Source organism: Streptomyces sp. NPDC088157 (genome assembly GCF_044741545.1).
Classification (GTDB): Bacteria; Actinomycetota; Actinomycetes; order Streptomycetales; family Streptomycetaceae; genus Streptomyces.
Genome location: NZ_JBIUSU010000005.1, coordinates 634,934 through 649,124, shown reverse-complemented (window position 1 = coordinate 649,124; position 14,191 = coordinate 634,934). Strand labels below are relative to the sequence as shown.

The following is a 14,191-nucleotide window of genomic DNA, read 5'->3' as shown; positions in this document are numbered from 1 at the left end:
ACGCCTCTGACACCTCTGACGCGTTTCCCCACACCGCAGCCACGAGAAAGGTCCCAGGTCCGGCCATGGCGCTCACCCTCTACGTCGACACCGCGCGCTGGCGGGCGCATCACAAGCACGTGCAGGAGCAGTTCCCGGGACTCGTCCCGGTCTGCAAGGGCAACGGCTACGGCTTCGGGCACGACCGGCTGGCGGAGGAGGCCACCCGGTTGGGTTCGGACGTCCTCGCCGTCGGCACGACGTACGAGGCCGCGCGCATCAAGGACTTCTTCGGCGGCGACCTGCTGGTGCTGACGCCGTACCGGCGCGGTGAGGAGCCCGTCCCGCTGCCCGACCGGGTGGTGCGCTCGGTGTCGTCGGTCGACGGTGTGTACGGCCTCGTGGGCGCTCGTGTGGTGATCGAGGTGATGTCCTCGATGAAGCGGCACGGCATCAGCGAGCAGGACCTGCCGCAGTTGCACGCCGCCATCGAGAACGTCAGGCTCGAGGGTTTCGCCATCCACCTGCCGCTGGACCGCACCGACGGATCCGACGCCGTCGAGGAGGTCATCGGCTGGATGGACCGGCTGCGCGCGGCCCGGCTGCCGCTGCACACGATGTTCGTCAGCCATCTCAAGGCCGACGAACTCGCCCGGCTGCGGCAGCAGTTCCCGCAGACCCGCTTCCGCGCCCGTATCGGCACGCGGCTGTGGCTGGGGGACCACGAGGCCACCGAGTACCACGGTGCCGTCCTCGACGTCACTCGGGTCGCCAAGGGCGAGCGCTTCGGCTACCGGCAGCAGAAGGCGGCCTCCGACGGCTTCCTGGTGGTCGTGGCGGGCGGTACGTCGCACGGGGTGGGTCTGGAGGCCCCCAAGGCCCTGCACGGTGTCATGCCGCGCGCCAAGGGCGTCGCGCGGGCCGGCCTCGCCACGGTGAACCGGAACCTCTCGCCCTTCGTCTGGGGCGGCAAGCAGCGCTGGTTCGCCGAGCCGCCGCACATGCAGGTGTCCATCCTGTTCGTGCCCTCGGACGCGCCGGAGCCGCACGTCGGCGACGAACTCGTGGCCCATCTGCGGCACACCACCACCCAGTTCGACCGGATCGTGGATCGCTGAAGCGCGAGAGCCGAACAACCACGGCAAGGCGAAGGCCGTACACGGAGTCTCCGCGTACGGCCTTTTCGATGGGCCTACTGCCGGGGCCGGAAGCCTCGGCCGCCCGGGTCGCCCCGATCGCACCGTGTTCGCTCAGGGCGAACTGTCGACGGCGTCCTGCTTGCCCCAGTCCACCTGCGGCCCGTCGAAGTGGGAGGCGTGCCGGGGCGGATGCGCCGCAGCACCGAGAACGAAGACGTCCTCGGCCCCGTCGAGCACCCCGCCCGAGGGATCGTCGTCACCCGCCTGCCGCACTACGTCCCGCTCCGGCATGAGGATGTCGCGCACGACCACGCCACACAGGTAGAGCGTCCCCAGCAGGTGCACGCCGATCGCCCAGTGATAGCCGTCGGTCGGCAGGCCCTTGTGGGCGTCTCCGCTCATCGTGTAGGCGAGATACATCCAGATGCCCAGGAAGTAGGCGACCTCGCACGCCTGCCAGATCAGGAAGTCCCGCCACTTCGGCCGGGCCAGCACCGCCAACGGCACCAGCCACAGGACGTACTGCGGCGAGTAGACCTTGTTGGTGAGGATGAAGGCCGCCACGATCAGGAAGGCCAGTTGGGCGAAGCGGGGCCGGCGGGGCGCGGTCAGCGCCAGCACGGCGATCCCCGCGGCGCACAGCACGACGAGAAGGGTGGCGAGGGTGTTGACGCTGTCGGTGGTGAGTGGATCTTTCGAGTTCTGCGCCATGATCAGCCAGAAGGAGCCGAAGTCGACGCCCCGCTCCTGGCTGAACCGGTAGAACTTCGACCACCCCTCGAAGGCGAAGAGCATGACGGGCAGGTTCACCACCAGCCAGGCGACGACCGCACCGCCCAGGGCCTTGCCGAAGTCCCGCCACTTCCCCGCACGCCAGCACAGCACGAACAGGGGACCGAGCAGGAAGACGGGATAGAGCTTGGCGGCCGTGGCAAGCCCCAGCAGGACGCCGAAGGCAACGGACCGGCCCCGGGACCACATGAGCATCGCCGCGGCCGTCAGAGCGACCGCCAGCAGGTCCCAGTTGATGGTCGCGGTCAACGCGAAGGCGGGCGCCAGGGCGACCAGCAGGCCGTCCCAGGGGCGCCTGGCGTGCGTCCGGGCCACGCAGACGGCGATGACGGCCGCGCACGCCATCAGCATCCCGGCATTGACCATCCAGTACCACTGCTCCTGGTCCTGGATGCTGCCGCTGCCCGGGGTCAGCCAGTTCGCCACCTCCATGAACACGCCGGTCAGCACCGGGTACTCGAGGTAGTCCATGTCGCCGGGCAGCTTGTCGAAGTACGGCACGAGTCCGTCGGCGAAGCCGCGCCCCTGGTAGAGATGCGGAATGTCCGAGTAGCACGCGTGCGTGTACTGGGAGGTGGCGCCGAAGAACCAGCCGCCGTTGTAGCAAGGCGCCTTCTGGATCAGTCCTAGGGCGAACATCCCGATGGCCACGAGCGCGATGATCCGCACGGGAGTCCACCAGGACGTCCCGGTCAGGGCCCGTCGGCCGAGGGGGCCGCCGATCAGCTCACTGCCGGCCGCGGCCACCGGGTCATCGCTGGTCGGCCTTACCGAATCCGGCTCGTGCGCGCGCGTCGGCGTCGATTCTGCACTGGGCATGAGCGCCATCCTGCCGTACAGACCTAGGAAAACGCCGAGGGCCGCCCCACCTCGTTCGGTGGGGCGGCCCTCGTTTCACGTGAAACATACGGATGTTTCACGTGAAACACGCAAGATGGGCGACTGCGCGGCTAACCGGCTGGGCCTCCGAAGAAGCCGCCGTTTCCATTGCCTCTGCTGTTGCCGTTCGTCTCCGTGTCCGTCGGCGTCGGACTGGATTCCCCTGTTCCGCCGTTCTCGTTTCCGTCGGTCGTCCCACCGTTGACGTTGCCGCAGTCGAAGAAGTTCGAGCAGGTCTCGCTCGCCGAGGGCGAAGGCTCGACCTCCGTCTCGCTGGGGGACGGAGACGGCGACGGCGACTCCTCCTCGGTCTCGGTGACCGAAGGAGTCGGAGTGGGGGACGGCTCCGCGTTGACGATCTCACCGATGGGCTGGGGCTCGGGGAAGTCCTTCGGATCCGTGCCCTGCAGAGCCTCGGCCATGTAGTCGTGCCAGATCTGCGCCGGGAACGAGGCACCGTGGATCTTCTTCTGGCCACCCGTTCCGAACATCTCCAAGAACGTGCGGTTCTTGTTCGACTCGTCGTCGTCGTAACGGAACATGGAGACCGCGGTCGACAGCTGCGGGGTGTAGCCCACGAACCAGGCCGACTTGTTGCCGTCGGTGGTGCCGGTCTTGCCGGCCACCTCACGGCCGGGCAACTGGGCGTTGGTACCGGTGCCCTTCTCGACCACGGTCTTCAGCACGTCCGTGACATTGTCGGCGACCTTCGAGGTGAACGCCTGCTTCGTCTCGGTCTCGTGGGTGAAGATCTGGCCCTTCTCGCTCGTGACCTTCTCCACGGAGTACGGGTCACGCTGCTTGCCGCTGGCGGCGAAGGTGGAGTACGCGCCTGCCATCCGGATCGCGCTCGGGTCGGAGATGCCGATCGAGAACGACGGGAAGCCGCTGTTGGTCAGGCTGGACGACTTCAGACCCGCGCTGACGGCTGATTCCTTCACCTTGTCCAGACCGACGTCCATGCCGAGCTGCACGAACGCGGAGTTCACCGACTCACGCATCGCCTCACGCAGGTCGATCTTGAAGTTGGGCGGAGACCCGAGGGAGACGTTGCCGTCGTTGGTCTGCAGCCACTCCTCGCCCTTCTCGTTCTTCCAGACCGAACCGTCGTAATTCTTGATTTTGAGCTTGTTCTTGCCGCTGAACAGGCTCTCGGGCGAGACGATGGTGCGCTCGTCCTGCGCCTGCGACGACCCCAGATCCTTGTCGCGCACACCCCAGGTCATCGCCGCCGCCAGGACGAACGGCTTGAACGTCGAACCGACCTGGGCGCCGGTCTGGTCGGCGTTGTCGGTGAAGTGCTTGGTGGCGTCCTCACCGCCGTAGATGGCCCGGATGGCACCGGTGTCCGGTTCCACGGACGCTCCGCCGAACTGGACGTGCGTATCCGTCTCCGGCCGTTCCTTCGGCTTGATATTGGCCTTCTGGACCTTCTTGACCGATTCCTCGAGCGCGTTGACCTTCTTCTTGTCGAAGGTCGTGTAGATCGAGTAGCCGCCCTGCTGAAGCAGATCCTGAGTGATCCCGGTCTTCTTGCTGTTGGTGACCAGGTAGCCGTTGGCGAGGTCGACGAGGTAGCCGATCTGGCCCTTGAGGTCGGTGTTCGACCGGGGGTTCTGCCACTTGGGGAGGGTGGTGTACTTGGCCCGCACCGAGGCGTCCAGGTGGCCGTACTCGACCATCTTGTCGAGGGTGTCCTGCATCTGCAGCAGGGCCCGCCTGCTGTTGGCCGCGGACGTGGCACCGACCGGGTCCACGGAGGTCGTGCCGGCGGGGTCGTAGTACGTGGCGCCCTTCAGCATGGCCGCCAGGAAGGCGCACTCGCCCGGGTTGAGCTTGATCGCGTCCTTGTTGAAGTAGGCGCGGGCGGCGGCCTGGATCCCGTAGGCGTTGCGTCCGTAGTACGCGGAGTTCAGGTAGCCGGCCATGATCTCGTCCTTGTCGACCTCGGCGCCCACCTTGATGGACACGAAGATCTCCTTGAACTTCCGGGAGATCGTCTGCGACTGGTCGTTCAGCATGGCGTTCTTGACGTACTGCTGGGTGATCGTCGATCCACCCTGCGTCTGTCCGCCCCGGGCCATGTTGAACACGGCGCGGGCGATGCCCTTGGGGTCGATACCGCTGTCGTCGTAGAAGGTCTTGTTCTCCTGCGAGATCACCGCCCAGCGCATCTCCTCCGGGATCTGCGAGAGGTCGATGTTCTGACGGTTCGTCTCACCACCGGTGGCAACCATCTGGCTGCCGTCCTTCCAGTAGTAGACGTTGTTCTGCGCCGTCGCCGTCTTGGCTACGTCCGGAATGCCCACCATGGCGTAGCCGATGCCCGCCACGGCCACCAGACTGCCGACGAAGCCGACGAACAGACCCGCGACGAGCTTCCAGGACGGCATCCAGCGCTGCCAGCCGTACTTGCCGGAGCGCGGATAGTCGATCAGACGCTTGCTGTCGGGCGCCGGGCGCCCTCTGCCCCGTCCGGGACCGGCCGGGGCTCCGCGACGGCCCCCTGCGGGCTCGGCCGCTCTGCGCCGCCCGCCCGAGTCTCTCTGGGGCGCGCGCCGGGACTCGGCGCGGCTGCCTTGTGACTGCTCCTCGCCTCCGGCCCCGTAACCCAACCCGTAGTCGGCAGGAGATCCGGTGGCGCCTCGCGGTGCCGCTCGGCGGCCGGAGGACGGACCGGACTGGCCGCGTCGGGCCGCGGCACGTCCGCCTTCCTGCGGCTGCGGCGGTTTGCGACGGTGCTCGCTCATCGAACGATTACTCCTCGGGCAGGCGCATCCGTGCGCGCCTGGAAAGGGCGGCTGGTTTCCTGTCCCCCCGAAGTACGGATGCGGTCGGTCGCGCATTCACCCGTACTGCACCGAGGACCTCGACGCCCCCCGGCGTCTCATGGGTCCCGGTGGTGTGCATGGCGCACAGACTACGCACCGCCAAAACCCGTCTAGCCCCGAAGTTCACCCCAAACCAGGCAACTCGCCTCCAACGAATCGGCGATGTGATCCCGTTCACCATCTCCCCCCTTGTCCCATCCGGAAGGCCGTTCTATCGTCGTGATGTATCGAGTCGATACATCAGCGCGACATAGCCGAGAGGAGGCGACGATGAGCCGGCGTGCCGGGATCCTCGAGTTCGCCGTCCTGGGCCTTCTCCGCGAGTCCCCGATGCACGGCTATGAGCTGCGCAAACGACTCAATACGTCACTGGGTGTGTTCCGTGCGTTCAGCTACGGCACGCTCTATCCCTGCCTCAAGACGCTGGTCACCAACGGCTGGTTGATCGAGGAACCGGGAAACACCCATGAGGACGCCCTCGCCGCTCCACTCGCAGGGCGTCGCGCCAAGATCGTCTACCGGTTGACGGCGGAGGGTAAGGAACACTTCGAGGAACTGCTCTCGCAGACGGGTCCCGACGCGTACGAGGACGAACACTTCGCCGCTCGTTTCGCCTTCTTCGGGCAGACGTCGCGCGATGTTCGCATGCGCGTACTGGAGGGCCGCCGCAGCCGGCTGGAGGAGCGCCTCGAGAAGATGCGCGCCTCCCTGGCGCGCACCCGGGAGCGCCTCGACGACTACACGCTCGAGCTTCAGCGCCACGGTATGGAGTCCGTGGAGCGCGAAGTGCGCTGGCTGAACGAGCTGATCGAGAGCGAGCGGGCCGGACGGGACCTGACGGGTTCCGGCTCCGGTGAGTCCGCTCAACAGAACACCACAACTGGATCGACGGGCGGCCTGCCCCGCCCCGGGGACACCCCCGGGGCGGATCTGCCCGACGAAACCGCCACGTGAGCGCCCGTTCAGGGCCTCACTCGTACACACAGGGAGCAACCGGAATGGGTTCGGTTCGCGTAGCCATCGTCGGCGTGGGCAACTGCGCCGCCTCGCTGGTACAGGGCGTCGAGTACTACAAGGACGCCGACCCGGCGTCCAAGGTCCCGGGTCTGATGCACGTGCAGTTCGGCGACTACCACGTCGGTGACGTCGAGTTCGTCGCCGCCTTCGACGTCGACGCGAAGAAGGTCGGCCTCGACCTCTCGGACGCCATCGGTGCCAGCGAGAACAACACCATCAAGATCTGCGACGTCCCGAGCAAGGGCGTCACGGTGCAGCGCGGCCACACCCTGGACGGTCTCGGCAAGTACTACCGCGAGACCATCGAGGAGTCCGCCGAGGCCCCCGTCGACGTGGTCCAGATCCTCAAGGACAAGCAGGTCGACGTCCTGATCTGCTACCTGCCCGTCGGCTCCGAGGCCGCGGCGAAGTTCTACGCCCAAGCCGCCATCGACGCCAAGGTCGCTTTCGTCAACGCCCTTCCGGTCTTCATCGCCGGCACCAAGGAGTGGGCGGACAAGTTCACCGAGGCGGGCGTCCCGATCGTCGGCGACGACATCAAGTCCCAGGTCGGCGCCACCATCACGCACCGTGTGATGGCGAAGCTGTTCGAGGACCGCGGTGTCCGTCTCGAGCGCACCATGCAGCTCAACGTCGGCGGCAACATGGACTTCAAGAACATGCTGGAGCGCGACCGCCTCGAGTCCAAGAAGATCTCGAAGACGCAGGCCGTCACCTCGCAGATCCCCGACCGCGACATGGGCGAGAAGAACGTCCACATCGGTCCCTCGGACTACGTGGCCTGGCTGGACGACCGCAAGTGGGCGTACGTCCGCCTCGAGGGCCGTGCCTTCGGTGACGTCCCGCTGAACCTGGAGTACAAGCTCGAGGTCTGGGACTCCCCGAACTCCGCGGGTGTCATCATCGACGCCCTGCGCGCCGCGAAGATCGCCAAGGACCGCGGCATCGGCGGCCCGATCCTGTCGGCGTCCTCGTACTTCATGAAGTCCCCGCCGGTCCAGTACTTCGACGACGAGGCCTACGACAACGTCGAGAAGTTCATCAAGGGCGAGGTCGAGCGCTAACTCGACCCCACGCGGAAAATTCGCTCCTGCCAGGGCTGAGAAGGTCCCCGGGTCGCCGACCCGGGGACCTTCCCCGTATGTGAGGCTGTGCCCCATGGCCGTAGTCGGTGATCTGCGCGTCCTGCTGCGCTTGCGGAACTTCCGGCGGCTGCTCGCAGTGCGACTGCTCTCCCAGTGCGCGGACGGCGTCTACCAGGTCGCGCTCGCCACCTACGTGGTGTTCTCTCCGGAGAAGCAGACCTCGGCCGGCGCGATCGCCTCCGCCATGGCGGTTCTGCTGCTGCCCTATTCCCTGGTCGGCCCCTTCGCGGGCGTCCTGCTGGACCGCTGGCGCCGCCGTCAGGTCTTCCTCTACGGCAACCTGCTGCGCGCTCTGCTGGCGTCCGTGACGGCCGTCCTGATGATCAGCCATGTCCCCGACTGGCTCTTCTACGTCTCCGCGCTGTGCGTCACCGCCGTCAACCGCTTCGTCCTGGCCGGCCTTTCCGCGGCTCTGCCACGCGTCGTCGACGGCGAGCGTCTGGTGTTGGCCAACTCCGTCTCTCCCACCGCCGGAACGCTGGCCGCGGTCGCGGGAGGCGGTCTCGCCTTCGTCGTCCGGCTGGTGGTGGCCGACTCCGACGCGGCGGTGGTGCTACTGGGATGCTCGCTGTACCTGTGTGCCGGGCTCGTCTCCCTGACCATGGCCGCTGATCTGCTCGGCCCCGACCGTGGTCCGGTCCAGCCCCGGCTGACGAGCGCGCTCAGGGGCACCGCCCGCGGCCTTTCCGCCGGCCTGCGCCACCTTGCCGAGCCGAAACGCAGGAAGGCCGCCTGGGCGCTCGGCTCGATCTCACTGATGCGGTTCTCCTACGGCGCCCTGACCGTCATGGTGTTGATGCTGTGCCGGTACGCCTGGTCGTCCGACCCGGACGATGGGCTGGCCCTCTTGGGGCTGGCCGTGGGGATCTCCGGCGTGGGCTTCTTCGTCGCTGCGGTCGTCACCCCGTCGGCTGCGGGACGGCTGGGACCGGTCCGCTGGATCGTCGTCTGCTCCGCGGCCGCCGCGGTCCTGGTACTCGCCCTCATGCTTCCGTTCACACAAGTCACCACGTTCGCGGCGGCGTTCGTGCTGGGTCTGGTCACCCAGGGCGCGAAGATCGCCACCGACACCATCGTCCAGTCGTCCGTGCAGGACGGCTTCCGCGGCCGGATCTTCTCCCTCTACGACGTCCTGTTCAACGTCGCGTTCGTCGGCGCCGCCGCCGTCGCCGCCCTGATGCTGCCGCCTGACGGGCGTTCCGCGGCATTGGTGGTCACGATCGCCGTTATCTACGGAGCAATTGCTGGCGCTATGGCCCGCTTTGAGCGTCGGTAAGTGTCACATCAATGACACAGACTCCCCGTCGGTTACAGGGTTGTCAGTGGGGGCCGGTAACTTACGTGCGTCTTACTTCGCGAGTGATTTCGCGCCACACGTCTAACGATTTCCAGGGGGATCCCCAAGTGTCGACTCCGCCGCCCCAGGGCCAGAACCCGTATGCGCAGCAGGGCCAGCAGCCCTACGGCCAGCCGGAGGGCCAGGCCCCGTACCCGCCCCAGGGCGGCTACCCCCAGCAGCCCGGCCAACCCGGCTACCCCACCGCCCCCTACGGCGCGGTCCCCCCGGAGCAGCCCCGCCGCAAGGTCGGCAAGCTGATCATGCAAGTTGTCGTCGTCATCGCGGTCATCGGCGCGGCCGTCGCAGCCTTCATATCGAGCCAAGACGACGCCAAGACGGCGGCTGTCGGCGACTGCATGCACCGCGGCAACAGCGACGACAACAACCCCGACCTCGAGGTCGTCAAGTGCGACTCCTCGCAAGCGCAGTTCATCGTGCTGGCCAAGGTCAAGGGCACGTACACGCAGCTCACGGCTGACAGCAAGTGCGAAGAGGCCGCCAAGGACTTCCAGTACTCGTACACCGAGAGCGGTGACGGCAGTAACTTCCTGCTCTGCCTGAAGGACTACAAGAAGTAGGGCAGTCGCAGTCAGGGGCGGTGTTTCACGTGAAACATCCCCACGAGTACCTCAAGAGCGCCGCATCGTACTCACCCGATGCGGCGCTCTTGCGTGTCCGGCGGAACGGAGAGTCCGCGCCCTCACCACGAGCGGACCACTGAGCTTCCTCAACTTCCTTGTCCCTCAAGTCACTCGAGCAACAAGATCGATGGGTGCGGATCTGACCAGTCCGCCGGCACGGGCCAGGGGGGCCTCGACGCGCCACGGGTACGCGTGGCTCGACGCACCGCCACGGCAGCGAGGAGGGCGGCCATGTTTCACGTGAAACATGGCCGCCCTCCTCCTCAGTCTCAGTCCTGCTCGGTCCACCACTCCTTGAGTGCCTCCACCGCCGCGTCGTACTCCATCGGTCCGTTCTCCAGGCGCAGTTCCAGCAGGTGCTTGTACGCCTTGCCGATGGCAGGCCCAGGACCCACGCCCAGGATCTCCATGATCTGGTTGCCGTCGAGGTCGGGGCGGATCGCGTCCAGCTCTTCCCGCTCCTTCAGCTGGGCGATGCGCTCCTCCAGCCCGTCGTACGCCCGCGAGAGCGCCGCCGCCCTGCGTTTGTTGCGCGTCGTGCAGTCCGAGCGGGTCAGTGCGTGGAGGCGGTCGAGGAGTGGTCCCGCGTCACGCACATAACGCCGCACCGCGGAGTCGGTCCAGTCACCCGTGCCGTACCCGTGGAAGCGCAGGTGGAGTTCGACCAGCCGGGAGACGTCCTTCACCAGCTCGTTGGAGTACTTCAGAGCCGTCATCCGCTTCTTCGTCATCTTCGCTCCCACCACCTCGTGGTGGTGGAACGAGACACGGCCGTCGTTCTCGAAGCGACGGGTACGCGGCTTGCCGATGTCGTGCAGCAGCGCGGCCAGCCGCAGGACGAGGTCGGGGCCGTTCTCCTCCAGGGCGATCGCCTGCTCGAGGACGATGAGCGTGTGCTCGTAGACATCCTTGTGCCGGTGGTGCTCGTCGCTCTCCAGCCGCAGGGCGGGCAGCTCGGGCAGCACATGGTCGGCGATACCGGTGTCGACCAGCAGCGACAGCCCCTTGCGCGGGTGCGCCGACAGGATCAGCTTGTTCAGCTCGTCCCGTACCCGCTCGGCCGAGACGATCTCGATGCGGCCGGCCATGTCCCGCATCGCCGTGACGACCTCGGGGTCGACCTCGAAGTCCAGCTGGGCGGCGAATCGGGCGGCGCGCATCATGCGCAGCGGGTCGTCCGAGAAGGACTCCTCCGGCGTTCCCGGAGTGCGCAGCACACGAGCCGCGAGGTCCTCGAGGCCACCGTGCGGGTCGATGAACTCCTTCTCGGGCAGCGCCACGGCCATCGCGTTCACGGTGAAGTCGCGCCGGACGAGATCCTGCTCGATGGAGTCGCCGTACGACACCTCGGGCTTGCGCGAGGTCCGGTCGTACGCTTCCGACCGGTAGGTGGTGACCTCGATCTGGAAGCATCGATCAGTGTCTCCGACACGGGCGTCCTTCTGGACCCCGACGGTGCCGAAGGCGATCCCGACCTCCCAGACGGCGTCCGCCCATGGCCGGACGATCTTCAGGACGTCCTCGGGCCGGGCGTCCGTCGTGAAGTCCAGGTCGTTGCCGAGCCGGCCGAGCAGCGCGTCCCGGACCGAGCCGCCGACCAGGGCGAGAGAGAACCCGGCCTCCTGGAAGCGGCGGGCGAGGTCGTCGGCGACAGGAGCGACCCGCAGCAGTTCACTGACCGCACGGTGCTGCACCTGGCTCAGGACGCTGAGATTGTCTTCGTTGGCGTTCGGCACAACAGAAGAGGGTACGTGGCCCGGCCGACCGAAGGCGCCCGGTTTTGGGGCGCGATCGCATCTACGCCGATAGCCGGTCAGAGGAGCCTTTTACCACCTACACAAACACTCCCCTTAATACACACACATAGCGGACGATCCGACCGTCTTCCACGATCTTGTGGAGCAGTCCGCGGCACTTCCCCTCAGCGCGCATCGTTACCATGCGTGGACGCACATTCCGACGACCACTGACGACGACGAGGGACGGGCGAACGCGTGGCCGAGGCGGCAGACTTTCCGGGGATGACTCCCTCACCTGCCCGCCGGTGGCTGCGGCGCACCGGCGCACTGCTCGCCGGGGCGCCCCTGCTGGCCGGTCTCCTCCAGCTGCCCGCCGCCTCCGCGCAGGCCGTCGGCCAGGCCTCCGCCAAGGAGGCCTCCGACGCGGGCACGGTGGCCGTCGCCGTCGACTCGCTCAGCCCCGCTGCCCCCACCGACGGGGACACCCTGACCGTCTCCGGCACCGTCACCAACAACGGCAAGCAGGCGGTCACCGACGCCCACGTGGATCTGCGGGTGGGTTCCGCGTTCACCACCCGCTCGGCGATCGACACGGCCGCCAAGCACGCGGACGCCCTCACCGGCGACGACGGCTCAGAGGTGGGCGGCAAGTACGTCACCAAGTTCGCCAAGCTCACACCGGGTGTGGCGGAACACTTCAGCATCTCCGTCCCGGTCGACAAACTCGACCTGGGCGATGACGGCGTCTACCCGCTCGGTGTCTCCCTCTCCGGCGAGACGTCCGCGCAGCCGTGGGAACGGGTGCTGGGCATCCAGCGGACCTTCCTGCCGTGGCAGCCCGAGAAGGCGGACACGCCCACCAGGACGACAGTGCTGTGGCCGCTGGTGTCCACCGTCCACATGACGGCGGAGACCGGTTCGAACGCGCAACAGACGCCGGTCTTCCTCAACGACGACCTGTCCGAGGAGATCGCCCCCGGCGGCCGTCTGGACCAGCTCCTGAGCCTCGGCAAGGAGCTCGATGTCACCTGGGTGATCGACCCGGACCTGCTGGCGTCCGTCGACGCCATGACCGGCAGCTACCGGGTCCGGGGCGCCGGCGACACCACCACGGCCGGCACCCACCAGGCGATCGCCAAGCAGTGGCTCGACGAACTGCAGGACGCGGTGCTCGGCAAGGAGGTCGTCGCGCTCCCCTTCGCAGATCCCGACCTGGCCTCGCTCGCCCACAACGGCACTGGTGTCGCCGGCTCACTGAGCCAGCTCAAGGCGGCCACCGACGTCGCCGCCACCACGGTCGAGACCGTGCTCCACGTGACACCGAGCACCGACTTCGCCTGGCCGGTGGACGGTGCCGTCGACCCGTCGATCGTCAAGGTCGCCACCTCGGCCGGCGCCGACAAGGTCATCGCCCGCGGCGACAGCCTGACGGAGACCGGTGATCTCAACTACACCCCCTCCGCGGCCCGGCCCATCGGCGGCGGCACCACGGCGGTGGTCGCGGACGCGCGGCTGTCCACGGCGTTCCAGGGCGATCAGACGAAGGCCTCCACGTCCACGCTCGCCGTGCAGGAGTTCCTCGCTCAGAGCCTCGCCCTGAACCAGCAGACCGGCAAGCAGCGCAGCATCGTCGTCGCCCCGCAGCGTGTGCCGACCGCGGGCCAGGCCCGGTCGCTGGCGGAAGCCGTCACCCTGCTCCAGGGCGGCACCTGGTCGCAGTCCCAGCAGCTCGCGGCGGCCGCCAAGGCCAAGCCCGACCCGGGCGCCACCACGAAGGTGCCGTCGAGGTCGGCGTACCCTTCGGCACTGCGCAAGCAGGAGCTGCCACGGTCGGCCTTCGAGCAGATCGCGTACACGCAGGACCGGCTGGACAACTTCAAGGTGATCCTCGCCAACGAGGCCCGGGTGGTGACCCCCTTCGGGCGGGCCATGAACCGTGAGATGTCCACGTCGTGGCGGGGCCGGAGCACCGCCGCGAGCTCGTTCCGCCAAGGCGTGCAGGCCTATCTGGACACCCTCACCGGTCAGGTCAAGCTGATCGACAAGTCGGAGACCAAGCTCTCCGGGCGCAGCGCCACGATCCCGGTGACCGTGCAGAACAACCTGGTGCAGGGCGTCGACCACCTGGTCCTGCGGCTCACCTCGACGAACCCGACCCGTCTCGAGATCTCCGACGACGCCTACGCCGAAGAGCGGGTCACGGTCTCCGGCGGGCACACCACGACGGTGAAGTTCACCACGTCCGCCAACGTCAACGGCCAGACGAGGGTGATCGCCCAGCTGTACACCGAGGACGGCCAGAAGTACGGCGACGAGGTCGCCTTCGACGTGCGGGTCACCGAGATCACGGCCACGGTGATGCTGGTCATCGGCGGCGGTGTCCTGCTGCTCGTGCTGGCCGGCTTCCGCATGTACACCCAGCGCAAGCGCGCCGCGGCCCGAGAAGCCGCAGAGAGCGCAGAGACCGCCGAGGACGACGAGGACGGCGAGGACGGCGAGGACGGTGCCGACGAGGCGGGCGCGCCCGCCGACGGCCCGGAGGAAGCCGACCCCCACCAGAACCGTCCCGACGAAGATTCCGGCGCCCGAGCCGGGGCAGCCGACCCGGAGCAGCCGAGTGACGAGACACCGGACACCGCAATGGAAAACGCCGACCCGTCCGGCACGGGTGAGAGAGTGGACCGTTGAGG

9 protein-coding genes are annotated in these 14,191 nt (G+C 67.7%); 6 read left to right on the top strand and 3 right to left on the bottom strand.

The annotated features are described in order from the left end of the window. Nucleotides 1-65 precede the first annotated feature (65 nt). Nucleotides 66-1,097 (top strand): alanine racemase, encoded by a 1,032-nt coding sequence (locus tag ACIPFH_RS23030; RefSeq protein ID WP_356246830.1) that lies wholly within the window; start codon nucleotides 66-68, stop codon nucleotides 1,095-1,097. Between the two features lie 132 nt (nucleotides 1,098-1,229). Here the strand turns inward: ACIPFH_RS23030 and ACIPFH_RS23025 are convergent, their stop codons facing one another. Together ACIPFH_RS23025 and ACIPFH_RS23020 are read right to left on the bottom strand one after the other, a co-directional pair. Continuing rightward, nucleotides 1,230-2,729: a glycosyltransferase family 87 protein gene (locus tag ACIPFH_RS23025; protein ID WP_401828882.1), complete on the bottom strand. Its 1,500-nt coding sequence runs from the start codon at nucleotides 2,727-2,729 to the stop codon at nucleotides 1,230-1,232. A gap of 131 nt (nucleotides 2,730-2,860) precedes the next feature. Then, entirely contained in the window at nucleotides 2,861-5,539 is a 2,679-nt protein-coding gene (locus ACIPFH_RS23020) for a transglycosylase domain-containing protein (RefSeq protein WP_401828880.1), read from the bottom strand. 351 nt (nucleotides 5,540-5,890) lie between these two features. On the opposite strand from ACIPFH_RS23020, the gene ACIPFH_RS23015 reads away from it, so the two are divergent. The 4 genes from ACIPFH_RS23015 to ACIPFH_RS23000 all read left to right on the top strand — a co-directional run bounded on the left by ACIPFH_RS23015 (nucleotide 5,891) and on the right by ACIPFH_RS23000 (nucleotide 9,699). Beyond that, on the top strand, nucleotides 5,891-6,574 hold the full coding sequence (locus ACIPFH_RS23015; RefSeq protein ID WP_356246824.1) for a helix-turn-helix transcriptional regulator: 684 nt from the start codon (nucleotides 5,891-5,893) through the stop codon (nucleotides 6,572-6,574). Nucleotides 6,575-6,618: 44 nt separating this feature from the next. After that, entirely contained in the window at nucleotides 6,619-7,701 is a 1,083-nt protein-coding gene (locus ACIPFH_RS23010; RefSeq protein ID WP_401828878.1) for an inositol-3-phosphate synthase, read from the top strand. A 94-nt stretch (nucleotides 7,702-7,795) separates the two neighbouring features. Then, entirely contained in the window at nucleotides 7,796-9,058 is a 1,263-nt protein-coding gene (locus ACIPFH_RS23005; RefSeq protein ID WP_401828876.1) for an MFS transporter, read from the top strand. 128 nt (nucleotides 9,059-9,186) lie between these two features. After that, nucleotides 9,187-9,699: a hypothetical protein gene (locus ACIPFH_RS23000; RefSeq protein ID WP_356246818.1), complete on the top strand. Its 513-nt coding sequence runs from the start codon at nucleotides 9,187-9,189 to the stop codon at nucleotides 9,697-9,699. Between the two features lie 332 nt (nucleotides 9,700-10,031). Here ACIPFH_RS23000 and ACIPFH_RS22995 read toward each other — a convergent pair whose 3' ends face one another. Further along, nucleotides 10,032-11,498, bottom strand: a complete 1,467-nt coding sequence (locus tag ACIPFH_RS22995) for a CCA tRNA nucleotidyltransferase (RefSeq protein ID WP_401828873.1) — start codon at nucleotides 11,496-11,498, stop codon at nucleotides 10,032-10,034. Between the two features lie 258 nt (nucleotides 11,499-11,756). On the opposite strand from ACIPFH_RS22995, the gene ACIPFH_RS22990 reads away from it, so the two are divergent. Further along, nucleotides 11,757-14,189, top strand: a complete 2,433-nt coding sequence (locus ACIPFH_RS22990) for a DUF6049 family protein (protein WP_401828870.1) — start codon at nucleotides 11,757-11,759, stop codon at nucleotides 14,187-14,189. Nucleotides 14,190-14,191: the final 2 nt, after the last annotated feature.

Excerpts from the sequence above, each read along its gene's own strand:
- ACIPFH_RS23030 (WP_356246830.1), top strand. The coding sequence starts at position 66 with ATGGCGCTCACCCTCTACGTCGACACCGCGCGCTGGCGGGCGCATCAC.
- ACIPFH_RS23025 (WP_401828882.1), bottom strand. The coding sequence starts at position 2,729 with ATGCCCAGTGCAGAATCGACGCCGACGCGCGCGCACGAGCCGGATTCG.
- ACIPFH_RS23020 (WP_401828880.1), bottom strand. The coding sequence starts at position 5,539 with ATGAGCGAGCACCGTCGCAAACCGCCGCAGCCGCAGGAAGGCGGACGT.
- ACIPFH_RS23015 (WP_356246824.1), top strand. The coding sequence starts at position 5,891 with ATGAGCCGGCGTGCCGGGATCCTCGAGTTCGCCGTCCTGGGCCTTCTC.
- ACIPFH_RS23010 (WP_401828878.1), top strand. The coding sequence starts at position 6,619 with ATGGGTTCGGTTCGCGTAGCCATCGTCGGCGTGGGCAACTGCGCCGCC.
- ACIPFH_RS23005 (WP_401828876.1), top strand. The coding sequence starts at position 7,796 with ATGGCCGTAGTCGGTGATCTGCGCGTCCTGCTGCGCTTGCGGAACTTC.